A 19,031-nucleotide genomic window follows, 5' to 3' on the forward strand; every position below is an offset into this window, starting at 1 on the left:
GCCTGCGAAGCAGGCTCCTACAGACCTCCGCAATCGCACAGCAGTCATGCCGGTTCAGAACCATTCGTCGCGCATGGCATAGCAGGTATCGTCCTGGTTCTGCAGCAGGACCAGGTCCTGCGCGACAGTGGGCAGCTCCCAGTGGAAGAAATACTGCGCGGCCTGCAGCTTGCCCCGGTAGAAGGCCTCATCAGCCGCCGAGACCTCACCAGCCAGGGCGGCACTGGCCGCATTGGCCTGACGCAGCCACATCCAGGCCACGCAGATATGGCCAAACAGCCGCAGGTAGACACTGGCGTTGGCCAGCCCCTTCTCCGGCGCCTCCTGGGCCAGCGCCTGCCCCAGGGACTGGGTGACCTTGCCGGCCTGTTGCAGGGTTTCGCTCAGTGAATAGGCCCATTGCCGGCACTGTTCATCCGGTGCTTTCTGAAGGTCCGCCTGGATGGCTCCGAACAGCTGCTGGATGGCCTCGCCGTTGCCCTGCCAGACCTTGCGCCCCAGCAGATCCATGGCCTGGATGCCGTTGGTGCCCTCGTGGATGGGGTTGAGGCGATTGTCGCGCCAGCACTGCTCCACCGGGTATTCCCGGGTGTAGCCGGCGCCACCGTAGACCTGGATGGCAAGATCATTGGCCTTCGGTCCGTACTCGGAAGGCCATGCCTTGATGACGGGCGTCAGCAGATCCAGCAGCTGACGTGCCTGATGCCGCTGAGCCTCGTCCGGGTGGGTATGGCTGTCGTCCATCAGCCGTGCGCCATAGAAGCACAGGGCCAGCGCCCCCTCCATCCAGGACTTCTGCGCCAGCAGCATGCGCCGCACGTCCGCATGCTGGATGATCGGTACCGGCTCGGTGGTCGGATCCTTCTCGGAGGGCGGCCGCCCCTGGCGACGATCGCGGGCGTACTCAAGGCTGTGCCGGTATCCCCGGTAACCAATGGCGGCAGCCCCGAAACCGACACCCACACGGGCCTCGTTCATCATCTGGAACATGTACTTGAGGCCCTGATGGGGCTCGCCCACCAGATAGCCATGGCAGTCCGCATCGTCCCCGAAACTCAGCGCCGTGGAGGTGGTGCCCCGGTACCCGAGTTTGTGGATCAGCCCGGCCAGGCCCACGCCATTGCGCTCCCCGGGATTGCCGTCCGCATCCAGCCGGTACTTGGGCACGATGAACATCGAGATGCCCTTCACGCCCGGAGGCGCCCCATGGATGCGCGCCAGCACCAGGTTCACGATGTTGTCGCTGAGCTCATGCTCGCCCCCGGAGATGTAGATCTTGGCACCCTTGATCAGGTAATGCCCCTCGTCCGTGGGCTTGGCACTGGTGCGCAGATCCGCCAGGGAGGAGCCGGCCTGGGGTTCGGTCAGCGCCATGGTGCCAGTGAACCGCCCTTCCAGCATGGGCTGCAGGAACCAGTCCTGCTGTTCCCGGGATCCGAAGGTGCGGATGACATTGGCCGCCGCCGTGGTCAGGAAGGGATAGCCCGCTGTGCTGGGATTGGCCGCCATGAAGAAACCGTTGCAGGCGGTCATGACCGTCTCGGGCAGCTGCATGCCGCCCAGATCGTAATCATAGCGCCCGGCAATGAAGCCGGCCCCGGCGTAGGCGTCCACCGCCGTCTTCACCTCCGGGCGCATGGTGACTTTGCCGTCCTCGAAACGGGGCTCTTCCCTGTCGGCCAGGCTGTTGTGGCTGGCGAACTGCTCCCGGGCGATACGCTCCGCCGTATCGAAAACCGCATCGAAGGTCTCCCGGCTGTGATCGCTGAAGCGCTCACGCTCATTCAGGGATTCGGTATCCAGCACCTCATAGAGCTGGAACGCCAGATCGCGTCGGTCAAGCAGGGTATCGGCCATGGCGATGGGGTCTCCAGTGATTCATTCCACGCCCACACTGCCACAACCGACCATGGCCGCCTACTGTCATCAATGACACAATATTGGCGGATCCTGCCAACCATGGATGCCGGAATGCCTCAGCCCGAGCACTACCAGGTCACCGTCATCGGCTTTGAGAAAGCCCTGGCCACCGCCATTACCGGCGTCATGGATCTGTTCCGGATGGCGGGTGTGACCTGGGCCCGCATCCACGATCAGCAGCCGGAACCAAGGTTCAGCGTCACCCTCGCGACCGCTGACGGTGGCCCCTGTCACTGCGTCAATGGCGTCAGCCTGATGGCCGGCAGCCGCTGGGACACGACACCACAGGCCGATCTTGTGATCATTCCCACCATCGGCGGCGACGTTGACGGGACCCTGGATGCCAACCGGACGCTGCTTCCCCTGCTCCGGCGCTGGCATGACGAGGGCCGCGACCTGGCCAGCAACTGCACCGGCGCCTTCCTCCTGGGGGAAGCCGGCCTGCTGGACGGTCGTGAGGCCACCACCCACTGGGGCTACAGTGGCCTGTTCCGTGAACGCTACCCGGAAGTGGACCTGCGCCCCCACCGGCTGATCACCGCGGATGACAACGTCTTCTGCGCCGGCGGTGGCATGGCGTGGCTGGACCTCGGCCTCTTCCTCGTGGAACGCTACTGCGGCGTGGATACGGCCCGCGCCCTGGCACGGGCCTTCGTGATGGACATGGGCCGGGAAAGCCAGGCCGCCTACGGCAGCATCCATGCCCGGCGCTACCACCAGGACGAGGCCATCAGCGCGGTACAGGACTGGCTTGCGGAACACCTCGCCGAGTCCATCCGCATGGACCAGCTGGCCGAGCACTTCCATATGACCCCGCGCACCTTCAAGCGCCGCTTCCGCAATGCCACCGGCGATACCCCCCTGCGCTACCTCCAGCAACTGCGCGTGGAAAAGGCCAAGAAACTGCTGGAACAGCCCCACCGGCGCCTGGCGGAAATCACCCGGGCCGTGGGTTACGAAGACACCAGCGCCTTTTCCCGGCTCTTCCATACCCGTACCGGCATGACGCCGGGGGCCTACCGCAGCCGATTTCTGCCTTCAACGCCCTCCGGATAACCTGCATCCGGGAAAGGTTGACTCTGCACCAATCTGCGAATAATCTTTCGCATCCAATAATCGTTCTCATTATTTTTATTGATCACCGAGTACAGCTTTCAGTTCACCAGAGGAAGACAGAAGAACCATGCAGAACCTCCAATCCCGACGCAGAACTCTTACCCTGGCCATAGCCGCCGCGCTCACCGCAAGTGCCGCCCAGGCCCAGGAAGGCGGATCCCAGCAGGATTTCACGCTGGATCAGCTGACCATCACCGGCGGACCGGAACGCATCAGCAATGTGCCCGGCTCGGCCCATGTCATCGATGAGGAAGCCCTGGACCGGCACAACTACGGTGACCCCATCCGGGTGCTCAGGCAGATCCCGGGCGTGAACATGCGCCAGGAGGACGGTTTCGGTCTCTTCCCGAACATCGGCATGCGGGGCACAGCCACCGGCCGCAGCAGCAAGATCACGCTGATGGAGGACGGCATCCTGGCCGCTCCGGCTCCCTATGCAGCCCCTTCCGCCTACTACTTCCCGCCGGTTGGGCGCATGCACAATGTGGAGGTCCGCAAGGGCTCCAGCGCCATCCAGTACGGCCCCTACACCAATGGCGGCGCCCTCAACATGATCTCGACGCCGATCCCGTCCGAGGAATTCAGTGGCCGCATCCAGTCCATGCTCGGCTCCGACGGCGGTGAGCGCCATCATGCCAACATTGGCGGCTCCGAGGGGCAGTGGGGCTGGATGATCGAGGGCTACACCGATGGTTCCGATGGCTTCCGGGATCTGGATACGCCGCGTGATGTGCAGGGCGAGCGCAGCGAGAACCTGAGCGAGCGCGACACCGGCTTCGAGCGCCGCGAATTCGTGGGCAAGCTGCGCTGGCACTCCGCCCCGGGCGCCGAGTACTACCAGCAGGTGGACCTGAAGGTTGGCATGGGCGAGCGCGACGCCAACGAAAGCTACATGGGCCAGACCCTGTCCGATTTCCGGAAGGATCCCTACCGCCGCTATGCCGCCTCGGCCCAGGACCGGTTCCACAGCGAGCGGGAACAGTACAGCCTGACCCACTACATTGAATTCTCGGAGGATCTCGACCTGAGCACCACGCTGTACCGCAACAACTTTGAGCGCAACTGGTACAAGCTGGGTGGTGTTGCGGATTCCAGCGGGGCACAGGGTTCCACCGGCCTTTCCGCCGTAGACGATTCCGGAGAAAGTCACAGCAGCATCATCGGAAATCCGAGTCAGTTTGCCGACCGGCTTGATTGGCTCAGAGGAGAACCTGATTCTGCAAATGCCTTCGGTGGCTCGAACGAATTTGTCGGGCAAGTCGATGCCGGCAACCGCAAATACTACAGCCAGGGCATCCAGACGGAACTCGGCTACCGCTTCACCACAGGCGATGTCCAGCACGAGCTGGACGTGGGTCTGCGCATCCACGAGGACGAGATCGACCGGCATGAGTGGGACGATGAGTACGCCATGACGGAAACCGGCTCCATGGTGTTCACCGGCACCAGCGGCGGCCCGCGCACCGGCTCCAACCGCAAGACGGAAGCGGATGCCATTGCGGGCTACGTGCTCAACACCATGTCCTTCGGGCGCTGGCAGGTGATGCCGGGCGTGCGTTACGAGTCCATCGACCTGGAACGCACCGAGTTCGGTGATGTGGCACGGAACACCGTCACCGGTGGCCGGGAGAACAGCTATGACGTGGTCACACCGGGCATCGGTGCCACCTATCGGGTCAGCGATGCTCTGACGCTGCTGGGCGGCGTGCACCGTGGTTTCTCCCCTGCCGGATCTGATCCCGATGCCGAGGAGGAAACCAGCATCAACTACGAGCTGGGTGCCCGCTACAATCAGGGCGCCTTTTCCTCTGAGCTGATCGCGTTCTACAACGACTATGACAACCTTGTGGCCGAGTGCAGCCTTTCAAGTGGGTGCAGCCAGGATGAGGTCAATGATTCCACGGTCTTCAATGGTGGTGAAGTCGAAATCCGGGGCCTGGAAGCCACAGCGCTCTATGACCTCGGTGCCGATCAGCAGCTGGGGGTCAACCTGCCGCTCAGCATGACCTACACCTACACGGAATCGGAATTCAAAAGCGACAACATTGAAAACTATGCTACATGGGGTAATGCCCAGAAAGGCGATGAGCTGCCGGATATCCCCGAGCATCAGCTGACCGTCAGCGCTGGCATCGAGACCGGTCCCTGGTCCGGTGACGTGACCGGCAACTACGTCAGCGATGCCCGTTCCGAGGCCGGCAGTGGCGCTATCCCCGCGGATGAGACCATTGAGTCCCGGTTCCTGGTGGACGTTTCCGGGCGCTACGCCTTCACCGAACAGGTGAGCGGTATTGTGAGCGTCGAGAACGCCACGGATGAGGAATACATCTCATCCTGGAACCCGGCGGGTGCCCGCCCCGGCATGCCGCGCACCTACTGGGCCGGTGTTGAAGTGAACTTCTGACATGCCCCACGGACAGTGCGGACTGACAGGAACGCAACAGTGACAGAAAAGGGCCCTTCGGGCCCTTTTTCATGGCGCACGAGGCGCCTTCCCTTTACTCCAGAGGGCACAGGTCACACCCTGCCAAAAATTAACGGATTTTTATTTGCATTTGAGAGTGTTTATCACCTAATATAAAACCATCGAAGCTGAGCTTCGATAGTGGGCAATCGACCCGCCAGGGTCATGGCATGACAGGGACGTCGCATCCTCGGGGGGCCTTCTGGCCCCCTTCTTCCTTACAGGGCAGCCGCCACCTCGGTCCCCTGCTGGAAAGCCCGCTTGGCATCGAGTTCCGTGGCGACATCCGCGCCGCCGATCCGATGGGTGATCACACCGCGCCGGGTCAGCTCCTCCGACAGATCCCGATACGGCTCCTGCCCCGTGCACACCACCACATTGTCCACCGCCAGGACCCGGTCCTCATGACCGTCCTCCGTCTGGACACTGATGTGCAGCCCTTCGTCATCAATACGCCGGTACTGCACGCCCGGAATCATCTCGACATTCCGGTTACGCAGCTGGACCCGGTGGACCCACCCGGTGGTCTTGCCCAGCCCCTTGCCGGGCTTGGAGGTCTTGCGCTGCAGCAGGTAGACCTGGCGCGGCGAGGGATCCGGATGGGGCTCCGTCAGCGCGCCCGGCGCCTCCCAGCTCGGGTCGACACCCCATTCGCGCTGCCAGTCGGCAACCGAGATCTGTTGCCCTTCGGGATGATGCTCGAAATCATGGGTCAGGAATTCACCCACGTCGAAGCCAATACCGCCTGCCCCGAGGATGGCCACGGACCGGCCCACGGGCTTATCACGACGGAGTACATCGAGATAGCCCAGTACCTTGGGGTGGTCGATTCCCTCGATCTCCGGGGTCCGTGGTTTCACGCCCGTGGCGATCACCACATCGTCAAAGCCCTCCTCAACCAGAGCATCCGCATCGGCACGGGTGTTGAGACGGAGATCGATGGCCAGCAGTTCGATCTGGCGATTGTAATAACGCAGGGTTTCGGCGAACTCCTCCTTGCCGGGAATCCGCTTGGCATAGTTGAACTGACCGCCAATCACCGGATCCGCCTCGAACAGCGTCACCTGATGTCCCCGCCTCGCCGCTGTCGTGGCAGCGGCAAGCCCGGCCGGGCCGGCACCCACGACTGCCACACGACGGCGCACAGCAGCGAGGGTCGGATTGAGTTCGGTCTCACGCCCGGCGCGGGGATTGACCAGGCAGCTCGCCTTCTTCGCCTGGAAGACATGGTCAAGGCAGGCCTGGTTGCAGGCGATGCAGGTGTTGATCTCATCCGCGCGCTCCTGCTCGGCCTTGCGCACGAACTCCGAATCCGCCAGCAGCGGTCGGGCCATGGAAACCATGTCCGCATCACCCCGTGCCAGCACGGTCTCGGCCGTGGCCGGGTCATTGATGCGGTTGGTGGTCACCACCGGGATCTCGACCTCATTCCGGAACTTGGCCGTCACACCGGTAAAGGCGGCCCGCGGCACCGAGGTGACGATGGTCGGCACGCGTGCTTCATGCCAGCCGATCCCGGTATTGATCAGGGTGGCACCGGCCTGCTCGATCGCCTTGCCAAGCATCAGCACCTCGTCCCAGCTCTGGCCGCCTTCCACCAGGTCCGCCATGGATAGCCGATAGATCAGGATGAACTCCGGCCCGACTTCCTCCCGGATCCGACGTACGATCTCGACCGGCAGCTGCATGCGATTCTCGAAAGGGCCACCCCACTTATCCGTCCGGAGGTTGGTGCGCCCGCACAGGAACTGGTTGATGAAATAGCCTTCGGAGCCCATGACCTCGACGCCGTCATACCCGGCCTTCTGCGCGTACCGGGCGGCATCCACGAACGCCCGGATCTGGCGTTCCACGCCCCGTGTGGAAAGCGCCCTCGGCTTGAAGGGATTGATGGGCGCCTGGATGGCGGACGCCGAAACACTGAACGGGTGGTAGCTGTAACGCCCCGCATGGAGCAGCTGCAGGCAGATCTTTCCACCGGCATCGTGAACCTCACCGGTGACATGGCGGTGCAGGCGCGCCGTGGCCGGGTTGTTCATGGTGGAGGAAAACGGCGCCAGCTGGCCGACCATGTTGGGGGCAAACCCACCGGTTACCATCAACCCCACGCCGCCTTCGGCCCTTTCGGCAAAGTAACGCGCCATCTTGTGAAGGTTCCAGAACCGATCCTCCAGGCCCGTGTGCATGGAGCCCATCAGGACCCGGTTGCGCAGCTCGGTGAACCCGAGGTCCAGGGGTTCAAGCAGGTTGGGATAGGCACTGTGACTGGTCATTTTCGACTCCGACGCCGGTGACTGACAGGGCGCAGAAGTCTAGCACACACGGCATCGGGGCAGGAGTCAGCCCTTCTCGGAGAGGTTGTTCAGACAGAGCTGGGCCTGCTGAACAAAGTGGCTGAACGCCTGGAACTGTTCCTGGCCCGGGGGCTGGAACAGATCACTGTTATCCGAATAGAACAGGCCAACAACCCGTTCGCCCACCATCAGCGGACCGAACAGGCCGGCACGGCGCCCGATGTGGCGATCGAACCCTGGTCGATCCAGATTCTTCCAGGGCTTTTCCTGCGGCTTTTCCAGGTGAAACGACTCGCCCCGCAGTACTGCCCTGGTCAGTAACGCATCCCGATCGTTCATATCGATGACGAATTCATCCCGCCAGTGCGCTGTCCCCTCACCCAGGACCTTGCGGGTGACCAGGTGATTGCCCTTGGGATCGCGCATCAGCAGCACCACCCGCTGCAGCCCGATGGCGCGGTGCATGCCTTCCACCACCGTCTGGAACACCAGGTTCAGGTCCGGGTTGTCGACCAGCAGTTCCGACAGCTCCCGCAGGATCTGGAGCTGCAGCATGGGGTCACCGTGGGAGTCCAGCTGGCCTTCACCCTGAGCACCACTGTCATCCCGATCCGGCAGCAGGGCCGTGACCTGGGGCATACCGTAAGACACCGCCACCTCCGCCGCTTCGCGGGAGTTCTCCTGGATGCTTTCGAGCAACTCATCCTTGGGCTGCTTCAGTGATCGGGCCAGCTTGTCCACAACCTGGTCCACTTCCCGGTCCTGCCAGCCGCGCTCGGAGGCTTCCGCCAGCGTCAGTGAATAGCGCACCAGTGACGACGCCGCTGAGTTCGCGCGCCCCGACGAAACCACCTCGCTCACCAGCGGTCCGAGAGACCAGGTGCTCACAAGCCCCCGCGTAATGCTGGCAAAGCTTGCTCCGATAACCTCCTTCTGGGCTTCCACAGGATCCATCTGGTTCATCTTACGGTCCAGCTCATCGGCCTGGGGAATACGGCAGGCCCAGAACGCCAGCTCGCCAATATGGCTGAGCAGCGCGGCCACAAAGACCTCCTCCTTTTTCTCGGCACTGCGTGAAGGCAGCAGAGAGCGGGCCTGGACGGCCGCATGCAGCGACCGCGCCAGACAGCGCAGCAGGTGAGTACGCGGATTGCGCGAGAGCAGTGCATCGATCACCAGGGAGGAGATGGCCATGGCACGCACCGCATCAAAACCGATCAGGGTGATGGCCCGGCTGACAGTGCTCACGCTCACCCGCGAGCGATTGTAGAACACCGTATTGGAAAGTCTCAGGACCTGGGACGTCAGGTCCGCGTCCTTGAGGATGACATCCGCCAGCTGGTTGACGGTGGAGCTGTCGCTGTCCGTCAGCTTGCTGATCTCTCTCAGCGTTTCCGCCAGAACCGGCATTTCCACCTGGCTCAGGTACTGCACCCAGTTATTGGACGACCCGCGGGTCGGGGGCTGTGTGGATTCCGTTTCGGCCATGACACCTCTCGCTACAGCCGTTTCATGAATGCCCGGTAATCAGTCCAGTATAGATCACCAGTGCAGTCGGACCAGCAGGAACGGCTGATCCCCCAGTGTCTGCCGGATCAGCCGGCCACTTTCCTCCCGGTAACGCACGCGGGTGTCCAGGCTCATGCCAGCCCCCAGCTCCATGCCCAGCCCCCGGTAAAGGGCGTTGAAACGCCGGGTCAGGGTCAGGCGCCACTCTTCAAGCCGGACCGTGCTCTCAAGCCGGCGCTGATCGTCCAGAGCCCCCCATTTGTCACCCAGGCGCGCCGCCCGAAACGACCAGCGCCCGCGCGGGCTGCGCCACTGCACCATCCGCGGCAGATCAAGCCCCAGCTGCCCGCCATCCGTGGCAAAGCCACCACGCAGCGCCGGCACCCACTGGAAACGGCCGAAGCGATGGTCCCCGCGCACCCCGAACGCCCAGCCTCCGCTGGCGGTCAGGTCACGCCAGAGCCCGAGACGCCCGACCCAGACATCGGAATGGGCGTCCTGATGCTTGAGCACATTGGAAGTCGCATGGATGCCTGCCCTGGCATAAAGCTGCCAGGCGCCGCGCTCCTGCCGGGTCTCCAATGCCACGCGGTGCAGGTGGCCATTGTGGGCGGGCTGGCCGGACCGGATCCGCAGCGGCTGGTAGTCCCATACAAAACGCAGCCCCTGCCGGTCTCCCACCTGCAGACCGCGAACGGAACGGCTGACGGGCTCCGCGGCCGTTGCGGGGCCCGGCGCGTCGTAATCCCGCCACTGCTGCCATTCCAGGAAACCGTCCCCCCAGCCGGCGGCCGGAACCATGAAGGCCAGCCCGGCAAGCGCTTGCAACAGTGGGCGTACGCCCCTGATACTCGTCACTCTCATATCCGGCCCCCTGGATGTCCATGCAGACGTTTTTCTCCAACCATAGCCTGCTCCCCCAGCAGCTGCCCAGCATCGAAGAAGCCCGGTGGCAGCGCCTGGCGCCGGACTATGCGCGCATGGTGCTGCTGAGCGGACTCGGGTTCTGGCTGCCGGCCGGGGTCGCAGGGCTCGTGCTCAGCACCCTGGGTGTCATCCCCTTCAACGCCATGCTGACGTCAGCCGTCTGGCTGGCACTACTGGTCCCGACCCTGCTCGGCTATCCCGCGGCCAGGGTCAAACGCTACGCCATCCGTGAGCAGGATGTTCTCTTCCATGAGGGCCTGCTCTGGAAAAGTACGACCGTCATCCCGCGTAACCGCATCCAGCACATCCAGACCGAGAACGGCCCGCTGGAGCGCTGGTTCGGGCTGGTCACCCTCAAGTGCTACGGTGCCGGCGGTCAGCAGGCGGACCTGGTGATTCCGGGGCTGGAGGAGACCCTGGGGCAGCAGCTGCGCCAGTACCTGCTGAACCAGGCCGAGGACACAGACGACCCCGGAAACGCCGGCGGGGACGATGACGTACAGCAGTGACTGGCACCGGGTCTCCCCACTGGCCATTATCCATCATGGGCTGAACTTTCTGCGCCAGCTGGTGGGCAGCAATCCGGGCCCGCTGCTGGGGCTGGTCGCGGGTACGGTGGCGTTCGCACGCGAATCCCCCCTGATGATCGCCACCACGGCCCTGACACTGGTTCTCCTCGGTGTGGTCATGGCGGTCATGGGCTGGCTCCGGTTCCTCTACCGTGTCCACGATGGCGCCATCCAGGTGCAGCAGGGCGTGTTCATCCGGCACAAGCTGACCCTGGCGTTCGAACGCATACAGAACGTGCGGCTCGAGCGCCCGGTCTACCTCAGGCCTTTCGGGCTCGCTCGGCTGACCATTGAATCCGCGGGCTCCGCCAGCGAAGAGGTGCACCTGCCCGGCATTCCCCTGGCCGAGGCGGAAGGCCTCCGGGATCGCGCCCTGAATGAAACGCCCTCCCGGCAGGCGCCGGAGGCAGAGGCCGCCGGTGCCGACTCTCCCACCACCCAGGAGCTGCTCAGACGCCGCCCCTCGGACCTGATCATCTACGGCATCAGCAGCCCGGCCATCCTGTGGGGCGGCGCCATTGCAGCCTCGCTGCTGGGCGCACTGACCCGGAATATGGGGGATGCCCGGAACCAGCAGGCCGAGCAGGCCATGAACACATTGCTTGAGGCCATGCCGGGCTGGCTTCCGGACTTCCTGGTGCTGCCGCTGGCCATACTGCTGTTACTGTTACTGATGGCTCTGGCTTCGATGACCATGGCGCTGCTGCGCTACCAGGGCTACCAGCTGTTCCGGGAGGGCGAACGCTACCGTGTCACCTCCGGGCTGGTGACACGGCGCGAGCAGGGCATCCGCCACCAGCGCATCCAGCACCTGCATCTGGCACAGAGTTTTGTGGCCCGCCTGTTCCGGCGCCACCATCTCAGCTGCCATCCCATCGGCCCCTCGCTGCCGGACCAGCCGGATGGCGGCGGTGGCGTCCTCATGGCCCCCTCCCTCACGCCCGATGAACAGGCCCGTGTCATCGAAACACTTTACCCGGACCTGGACTGGCACAGCCTCCGCTTCCAGCAGGTGAGTGCCCGTTTCATGCTGCCACGGTTCGCGTTCTGGGGGCTGCTGGCCGTGATCACTGCTGGCTGGGTAACGGTGAGTGACGTACCGGCCTGGACTCTGGCCCTCTTCCTGCCGGTACCCCCACTGATCCTGCTCAACTGGCGCCGCCAGGGCTGGTGCCTGCAGGGTGAACGGCTGATCCTGCGCGGCGGCCTTATCGGGTGCCACTACACCCTGTTCGACGCCTATCGGGTGCAGACGCTGAGACTGTTCCAGAACCCGCTGCAGCGCCGCGCGGGCCTGGCCAACCTGGGCATCAGGCTGGGCTCCGGAGGGTTCCGGATCCCCTTCATCCCCTGGGAGACCGGAACCCGCCTCATGGACCATCTTCTCTGGCAGGTGGAAACCAGCCGCGCGCCCTGGCTGTAACGCCCCACCATGAGCTGTAAGTGCTAGAATTTACGGAAAACACCTGCAGATACCGGGTCGACCAACTTGTTCCAGCTTCTCAACCGCCAGGGTCTCGAGCACAACGATCGGGATACCGATGACGACAGCACCACGATCAATCTGGAACGGGTCGGGCGGACGCGCATTGAGGATCTGGTCTCAAGCACCCGCGAAGTCCCCTGGACCCTGACCCTTGCCCAACTCCTCTGGACCGCGGGACCGGTAACCTTCCTGGCACTGCAGGGTGGCTCGCTGCTGGGTTACGGCGAGCCCGTTGAACTCCGCACCTACCTCTTCTTCGCCATCTACGTGTTCATCGCCGCCATCATCGGCGTGATCGCCCGCATCATGGCAACCACCATCCGGGGCAGGAAACAGGAGAAGGTACGGGCTAACGTCACCCGCACCCTGGATATGATCCCCGACCTGATCTTCACCACCAGGGATCTGCATCTGGGCACGCTGACCAAGCCCGAGCGCCAGCGCGACGCCGCCTCGATCCTCCTGCGCAAGCAGGATCTGGGATCAAACACCATTTCCGTTGCCGTCTTTGACCTGACCAATGACAACACCCTCGCCACCATCGCGGAAGAAATCGAGGTCTTCCGGCGCGCCGGTATGTTCAGCCGCATCCGGGATCTCAATCTCCGGTACGAGGAACACATCGAGGCCGCACTGACGCAGCTCAAGGAATACTCGGGCGAGATCGCCGACCTGCTGCGCGAACGCCTCCAGGGGCTTGCGCCCAACCAGGACGAGGGCGTGGCCCGTGGCGACCACTTCATCAGCCAGGTCTATGCCGCGGCGCATCAGGAGGATCTGTCCCTGATGACCCTGGAGGACGTGGAAGACATCCTGGGCCTGGCCTTCGAACTCCTCAGCGGCCGTGAGATCACCCGACTGACCCTTGACTACGAGGGCGACTGGCAGCTGGCCAGGGCCCTGGACGAGCTTGAACGCTGGCACAATGCCTACCGGCAGGTGAAGGCCTCGGCCGTGCTCTATCTGCGCGAGCTGGCCTACTTCCTGATCGAGACCCGCCTGACATCGCTGGACCACAGCATTCTCGATGCCGACACCGACACCCTGCTGCAGGAGACCAGTAACGCGCTGACACGTCTGGTCGGGCGCCTGCGCTGGTCCGGCCGGGATGAACTCGAGACCAATCGCCACGCCGTCCGCAACCTGCGCATGGCACTGCGCTATGCCAAGCTCACCCGCCAGACGGTGGGACGCCTCCAGGACCGCTACGTGCGTTATGTCCGCGCCCTGGAGCGCTGGACACTGCTGCGCGAACGCCTGTTCGAGAACGAGAACCTGGCACTGCCGGGCGAGGGGCTGCGCATCCGCGAAAGCACCATCGCGCTCAATGACGAACAGAAACTGGAGTTTGCCAACCAGTTCGTTCGCTACCTGGACGACCACGGCATTGAACCGGGCAACATGGGAGTGCTGAGGCATGACTCGCCCATGTCCATTCAGCACGCCAAGCACCTGGCCATAAGGGTACTGCTGATCCTGAGGCCGCTGCTTGACCTGGACAACCCCAGTGTCCAGCGCGCACTGGAAAGCAGCCGCGGGGCCTTTCTGGAAGGACTGGAAATGAGCTTCAGCGCGGATGCCAAGGCGGGACTTGGTGCGGCCGTGGTCAAGGAGCTTTCGGACAACCTGGGGCCGGCGGCCGAACTGATTGCCCTGCGCCTGACCAAGCTCTACCGCATGCCCCTGTCACAGAACGTGCGTGACTTTCTGGTGGCGCATTTTGACGCCAACCCCGAACGGCTGCAGTTCATCTCGGACTCCGCACGGGATGACGAGCAGGACGACGCCCCCCCGATTCCCCATGCGCCCGCCATGGTCCACAACTATGAGGAGTGGCGGGCGCCCATCGAGGCGGCGGAAGGACTTCTCGGCCAGCTTCTGCGACAGGTGGAAAGCAGCTGACCAGCCCCGCCCCTCAGGCCTGGTCCTCAAGCAGCTCGAAGGTCATGCCCGAGGCATTCTGAAGCCGTTCGAGCAGCTGGCCGTCCAGCGCCGTGGCCGGGGTCCAGAAGCCACCCCCGACCTGTTCCCGGTCAACATCCCGGGCGAGGCAGACACCGGCCTGCCCCAGCATTTTCGAGGTCGCGCCATAGCCGGGATCACGATCCCCTGTCACCTTGCCGCGCAGGGTTTCGCCGTCCTCGGTTTCCCCGAAGAATCTCAGATCGAAGAAACCTTTCTCGCGGGCTTCACGGGAAGGGCCCTGACCGGGCTTCGGCACCACGAAGCGTTCCAGCAGCCAGCGGGTCGGTGCAATGGAAGCCCCCAGCATGAAGCCCCCCATGAAACCGGTCATGCCCCAGCCGGTGGCACGCCCCTTGAGGCCCCTGCCCACCAGCACGGCCTCGTCATAGCGGAAGTCACTGCCGTAGGCCTTGCCGGAAAGCGCGTTGGAACGATGCACCACCCGGGTGTTGATCGCCGCCATCACGAAAGGTGCGGTCCATGCCTGGAAATCCGGATCATACTCGGCTTTCTTCACGGTGTGCTGGCGCGCGGTGAAGCCATGGTTCGGCGGGCAGACGGAGTAGGGGTTGGCGAGCTCCCGGCGCAGTTCCGGATTGGAGGACGCCTCCTTCACCACATTCAGAAGACTGGCGACAGTACCGCCGGAAAGCTCTCCCTTGGCCGCCTTCACCCGCATACTCACCCGGGTCAGCGGTTTGCCGAAACGCGCCTGCGCCTGCTCCTGCATGAACCAGACCCCCATGTCCGAGGGAATGGAATCGAAGCCACAGCAATTGACGATGCGTGCTCCCGAGTTCCGGGCCGTGTCCTCATACTTCTGGATCATCTGGCGCAGCCACTGGACCTCGCCGGTCAGGTCACAGTAGTCGGTACCACTCTCGGCACAGATCCGTACCAGGGGCTCACCGTAGAGTGCATAGGGCCCGACGGTGGAGATGACCACACGCGTGCCGTCACACAGGGACTGGAGTGCTGCCTCGTCCGAGGCATCCGCCACGATCACGGGCAGATCCACCGCCATGGAGCCCAGCTCCGAGCGCAGCGCTTCCAGCTTCTGCTCCGAACGACCGGCAATCGCCCAGGTCAGGTCCTCGCCCACACCAAAGGTATGCAGCAGGTATTCAGCCAGGATGCGCCCCACAAAACTGGTGGCACCGAAGACAACAACGTCGTATCCGTTCTGGTTCATCATGGTTTCCCTCTGCGGTTCCATTAAAGCCGTTGAATGGCAACTGCCGTGATGATACGCACGCAGAACGCTGGATGACAGCTGGGGGAGCCGCTATTCTGGACCCTTTTTCAGGGAACGGGAGATCCAGATGGAAAAATGCGCCCTGCGTATCATCACTCTGCTGCTGTCCATGCTGCTTTTGGCAGGGTGTTCCAGCATGCAGCAGTCCATCCACGACGCGGCCATCAACTACGAAACCAGCGCCGCCGGCCTTGAATCACAGGAGCTGACGTTCGAGTACGGTGAGCTCAGCATCCTGCGCACGCCGGAGATGCGGGACAACCGCCAGACCCTGATACTGGTTCACGGCTTCGGCGCCAACAAGGAGAACTGGCTGAAGCTGGCCCAGCAGCTGGAGGGTGAGTACAACATCATTGCCCCTGACCTCCCCGGCCATGGCGACAGCGTCCAGGATCCCGGGCTTGCCTATGGTATTCCCCGCCAGGCGCAGCGACTGATGCAACTTCTCGACCGCCTGGAGATCGAGCACGCCCACCTGGCCGGCAATTCCATGGGGGGCGCCATCGTCGCCGTTGCCGCAGCGGAATACCCGGAACGGGTTGCCAGCCTCGCGCTTCTCAATACCGCGGGCATCCATGACCACCCGGCGGAACTGGACAGACACCTGGCCAGAGGGGAGAACCCTCTGGTGCTGGACGATCCGTCGGACTACGACGAGCTGATGGCCTTCGCCATGAACGAGCCTCCCTTTATCCCCTGGCCGGTAAGCGCCGTAATGGCCCGTGAAGCCTATGGCAACCGAGACATCAACCGGAAGATTTTCGAGGACATGGAGGCGGACCGGGAAATGGATTTCCGGGCCATGCTGGCGCGCATCCAGGCTCCAACACTGGTCCTGTGGGGCGCTGATGACCGCATCATTGACGCCGCCAATGCGCCACTGGTGGCGGAAGCGATCCCGGACAGTCGCCTGGAGATCCTCCAGGACATCGCGCATATGCCCATGATCGAGGCGCCCGAGAAAACCGCCCAACTGATGCGCGCGCTGATCCGCGAAGCGGCCGGCAATTCCGGGCAGCAGGCCGGGCTGAACTAGAAGCGGGTACGCCCCCTTAACAGCACCTGCACCTGGTCGATGCTGTCGTCCCCATCCAGCGGGAAGGCAAAGTCCAGGTGCAGCATCCGCTGCACCTCGATCCGGCTGGAGGCCAGCCTCAGCCCGAAGCCCACATCCTTCAGGACACCATTGTCCGGGCCATTGTGACGCCCGTCATCAAACCAGGCCCGTCCCACGTCCGTGAACAACACACCGCCCATACGGAAGAGGCTGAACGGATGCCAATCCGGGAAATAACGCCGCTCCAGCGTCCAGAGCGCACGCCGGTTGCCCTGCTGGTACTCACTGGGGTAACCCCGCAGGCCATTGTCGCCACCGATCAGCAGCTGCTGGTCCGCGGTGAGGTTGCGTGCCGCCGTGAATGACAGATTGGTATACCAGCTGTTCCAGCGCACCGACCCCCCATGGAAATAGTCCAGGCTGAACGTGCCCTGGAGGTTCTCGACACGGCTCTCATCCAGCCGATAGGTACCACTCTGGCTGAGCGTATAACGGGCATAGCGGGTGTCACTGGCCAGAAGGGCATCGCTGAACGACATATTCAGTACCACCCGATCCTCGGTGGCCCCCAGCCCGGGCGATGAGTAGCCCAGCTCCGTGCGCCACACAAAACCATCGCGGACGTCTTCCACCCGCTGCAGCCGGGTCAGGTTCACCATCTCCCGGAAGCGATTCTGTCGGTAATCGAAGCCAATCCATGGGTAGCTCAGGGTCCGGTCCTCCGGCAGCACATCCAGGGCCGGTTCATCCGGCAGACGCTCAAATGCGAAGGCTTCATAACGATAGCCCCCGAGCAGCCGCAGCTGGCGGTCGCCGCGTTCCGCCAGCCGCCACCCCCAGTCCACACTGGCGTACTCATGGTTGCGGCGGTAATCGGCGATGGCCTCTGCCCCCACAAAGCGCGACTCCTCCCGCACGTCGTCCACGCCCCGGAGCCCCGCACGCCATCCCGACTGCTCACTGTAGAAGGGGCGTTCCAGGTAGGCGCTGCGGCCACGCCCGTCACTGCGTTCGTCGTAGGAGAAACCGGTCTGCCAGTGGGAACCGAGCACGTTGGGGTCGTCGAAATCGAGGCTGGTTTCGGTGCGGTCCGGATCACTGGTGTAGGAAACGCCCAGGCTCTTGCCGGAACCGAGAAAATTGGGATCGGAGAGGCCGGCATTCGTCGTGTTCTCGCCCCCGGAACGGGAAGCACCGAAGCTGGGCAGCAGCGTCCAGGTATCCCGGGCCAGGACGCTTACCTCCACCTCATCGCCGCAGATCCGCGTCACGCCGACCCAGGCGGCCGTCAGGTATTCCCTCCGGCGCAGGATCCGCTCGGATTCCGCAATCAAACCGGGTTCATAGGAATCGCCCTGGTCAAAGACGAGCTGGGCCCGCAGGGCCGACTTCCAGGTAGGCGTGTTGAGGGTATTCAGCGTCCGGAACAGAACATTGTCCTGTTCCGGCTCACTGGTATCGAAAATGGGGCGGCGAACGATGCGGATGCGGCCAATACGGGCCCCTTCCGGAATCACCAGGTCACTCTGGCGGGCCAGTTGATCCCGTGGCTGATCAAGGTCAATGGCTTCGGGCTGGACGCTGCTGGCTATGCAGTTGCCATCGTCACCCGCCTGTGCCAGAGCCTGGACACTGACCAGGGCGACGCCCAGACCGAAAAGGACGCGCTTCAGGAGGCGGATTCCAGCTTCACTCCGCCCCACCATGACGCCCCTGGCCATCACGAAAACGGGCAGCGCCACTTACCGTCTCACCTGAGGACAGGGTGCGCTGCCCGTGCGTGAATTCATTGGCAATCGCCTCCGTCTCGCACATTCCCCACTGCTCCAGGGCGCTGAGCCGGTCTTCCCGGAGACAGGTCCAGGGATGCCCTGCCAGTTGACGCGCGAGATCCACGGCGTGCGCGATTGCCTGGCCCGTTGGCGCCAACCGGTTGACCAGCCCCATCCGCTGCCCCTCATCCGCCGCCACAGCCCTGCCGGTGAGGATCATGTCCATGGCGTGACTCTGCCCGATCAGCCGGGGAAGACGCACTGTGCCGCCATCAATCAACGGCACCCCAAAGCGGCGACAGAACACACCAAACACCGCGGTTTCATCCGCTACCCGGAGATCACACCAAGCGGCCAGCTCCAGGCCACCGGCCACACAGTAGCCACTCACCGCAGCAATAACGGGCTTGGTCAGGCGCATGCGGGTGGGGCCCATGGGGCCATCGCCTTCCGGAGACAGGCGGTTACGGCCGTCGCCGCTGGCCACCGCCTTCAGGTCGGCCCCGGCGCAGAAATGCTCTCCAGCACCAGAGAGGACGGCCACCCTGGCCTGTTCGTCTTTCTCGAAGGCACGGAATGCGTCAGCCAGCGCATCCGCAGTGGGACCATCCACGGCGTTACGGACATGAGGGCGTTCAATGCGGATCAGGTGAAGCGCTCCGTCCTTCTCAACGGTCACGGTTCGGGTCATGGGGCG

General features: G+C 63.8%; 13 protein-coding genes. 6 read left to right on the forward strand and 7 right to left on the reverse strand.

The features are described 5' to 3' along the window. Nucleotides 1–54: 54 nt before the first annotated feature. A complete protein-coding gene (locus CK501_RS12750) occupies nt 55–1,857 on the reverse strand; it encodes an acyl-CoA dehydrogenase (protein WP_095618125.1) in 1,803 nt (600 codons plus the stop codon). Nucleotides 1,858–1,971: 114 nt separating this feature from the next. Here CK501_RS12750 and CK501_RS12755 point away from each other — a divergent pair, with 114 nt between their 5' ends. Together CK501_RS12755 and CK501_RS12760 are read left to right on the forward strand one after the other, a co-directional pair. Further along, complete coding sequence (locus tag CK501_RS12755; RefSeq protein ID WP_095618126.1) at nt 1,972–2,976, forward strand: GlxA family transcriptional regulator; 1,005 nt, start codon at nt 1,972–1,974, stop codon at nt 2,974–2,976. 127 nt (nt 2,977–3,103) lie between these two features. After that, nucleotides 3,104–5,440, forward strand: a complete 2,337-nt coding sequence (locus tag CK501_RS12760; protein ID WP_095618127.1) for a TonB-dependent receptor family protein — start codon at nt 3,104–3,106, stop codon at nt 5,438–5,440. Nucleotides 5,441–5,718: 278 nt separating this feature from the next. Here the strand turns inward: CK501_RS12760 and CK501_RS12765 are convergent, their stop codons facing one another. From CK501_RS12765 to CK501_RS12775, 3 genes are all read right to left on the reverse strand, one after another. Beyond that, nucleotides 5,719–7,773 (reverse strand): FAD-dependent oxidoreductase, encoded by a 2,055-nt coding sequence (locus tag CK501_RS12765; protein ID WP_095618128.1) that lies wholly within the window; start codon nt 7,771–7,773, stop codon nt 5,719–5,721. Between the two features lie 66 nt (nt 7,774–7,839). After that, nucleotides 7,840–9,282 carry an HDOD domain-containing protein gene (locus tag CK501_RS12770; RefSeq protein WP_095618129.1) on the reverse strand — a complete coding sequence of 481 codons (1,443 nt, stop codon included), beginning with the start codon at nt 9,280–9,282 and terminating at the stop codon, nt 7,840–7,842. Between the two features lie 54 nt (nt 9,283–9,336). Beyond that, nucleotides 9,337–10,167, reverse strand: coding sequence for a hypothetical protein (locus CK501_RS12775; RefSeq protein ID WP_143421435.1), 831 nt, complete (start codon nt 10,165–10,167; stop codon nt 9,337–9,339). Between the two features lie 20 nt (nt 10,168–10,187). On the opposite strand from CK501_RS12775, the gene CK501_RS12780 reads away from it, so the two are divergent. The 3 genes from CK501_RS12780 (at nt 10,188) to CK501_RS12790 (ending at nt 14,187) form a co-directional block, all read left to right on the forward strand. After that, nucleotides 10,188–10,739: a PH domain-containing protein gene (locus CK501_RS12780; protein WP_158223120.1), complete on the forward strand. Its 552-nt coding sequence runs from the start codon at nt 10,188–10,190 to the stop codon at nt 10,737–10,739. Continuing rightward, nucleotides 10,723–12,222: a PH domain-containing protein gene (locus CK501_RS12785; protein ID WP_095618132.1), complete on the forward strand. Its 1,500-nt coding sequence runs from the start codon at nt 10,723–10,725 to the stop codon at nt 12,220–12,222. Before CK501_RS12780 ends, CK501_RS12785 begins: the two co-directional genes overlap by 17 nt. Before the next feature lie 66 nt (nt 12,223–12,288). After that, nucleotides 12,289–14,187, forward strand: a complete 1,899-nt coding sequence (locus CK501_RS12790; protein WP_095618133.1) for a hypothetical protein — start codon at nt 12,289–12,291, stop codon at nt 14,185–14,187. A 13-nt stretch (nt 14,188–14,200) separates the two neighbouring features. Here CK501_RS12790 and CK501_RS12795 read toward each other — a convergent pair whose 3' ends face one another. Continuing rightward, nucleotides 14,201–15,445 (reverse strand): saccharopine dehydrogenase family protein, encoded by a 1,245-nt coding sequence (locus tag CK501_RS12795; protein WP_332888982.1) that lies wholly within the window; start codon nt 15,443–15,445, stop codon nt 14,201–14,203. A 127-nt stretch (nt 15,446–15,572) separates the two neighbouring features. Here CK501_RS12795 and CK501_RS12800 point away from each other — a divergent pair, with 127 nt between their 5' ends. Next, nucleotides 15,573–16,541 (forward strand): alpha/beta fold hydrolase, encoded by a 969-nt coding sequence (locus CK501_RS12800; protein ID WP_095618135.1) that lies wholly within the window; start codon nt 15,573–15,575, stop codon nt 16,539–16,541. On the opposite strand, the gene CK501_RS12805 is transcribed toward CK501_RS12800, so the two are convergent. Further along, nucleotides 16,538–18,304: a BamA/TamA family outer membrane protein gene (locus CK501_RS12805; protein WP_198949512.1), complete on the reverse strand. Its 1,767-nt coding sequence runs from the start codon at nt 18,302–18,304 to the stop codon at nt 16,538–16,540. The two genes, CK501_RS12800 and CK501_RS12805, sit on opposite strands and share 4 nt — an antisense overlap. Next, nucleotides 18,252–19,025: a crotonase/enoyl-CoA hydratase family protein gene (locus tag CK501_RS12810; RefSeq protein WP_095618136.1), complete on the reverse strand. Its 774-nt coding sequence runs from the start codon at nt 19,023–19,025 to the stop codon at nt 18,252–18,254. Before CK501_RS12810 ends, CK501_RS12805 begins: the two co-directional genes overlap by 53 nt. Nucleotides 19,026–19,031 lie beyond the last annotated feature (6 nt).

The organism is Halovibrio salipaludis, from assembly GCF_002286965.1.
GTDB lineage: Bacteria > Pseudomonadota > Gammaproteobacteria > Pseudomonadales > Oleiphilaceae > Halospina > Halospina salipaludis.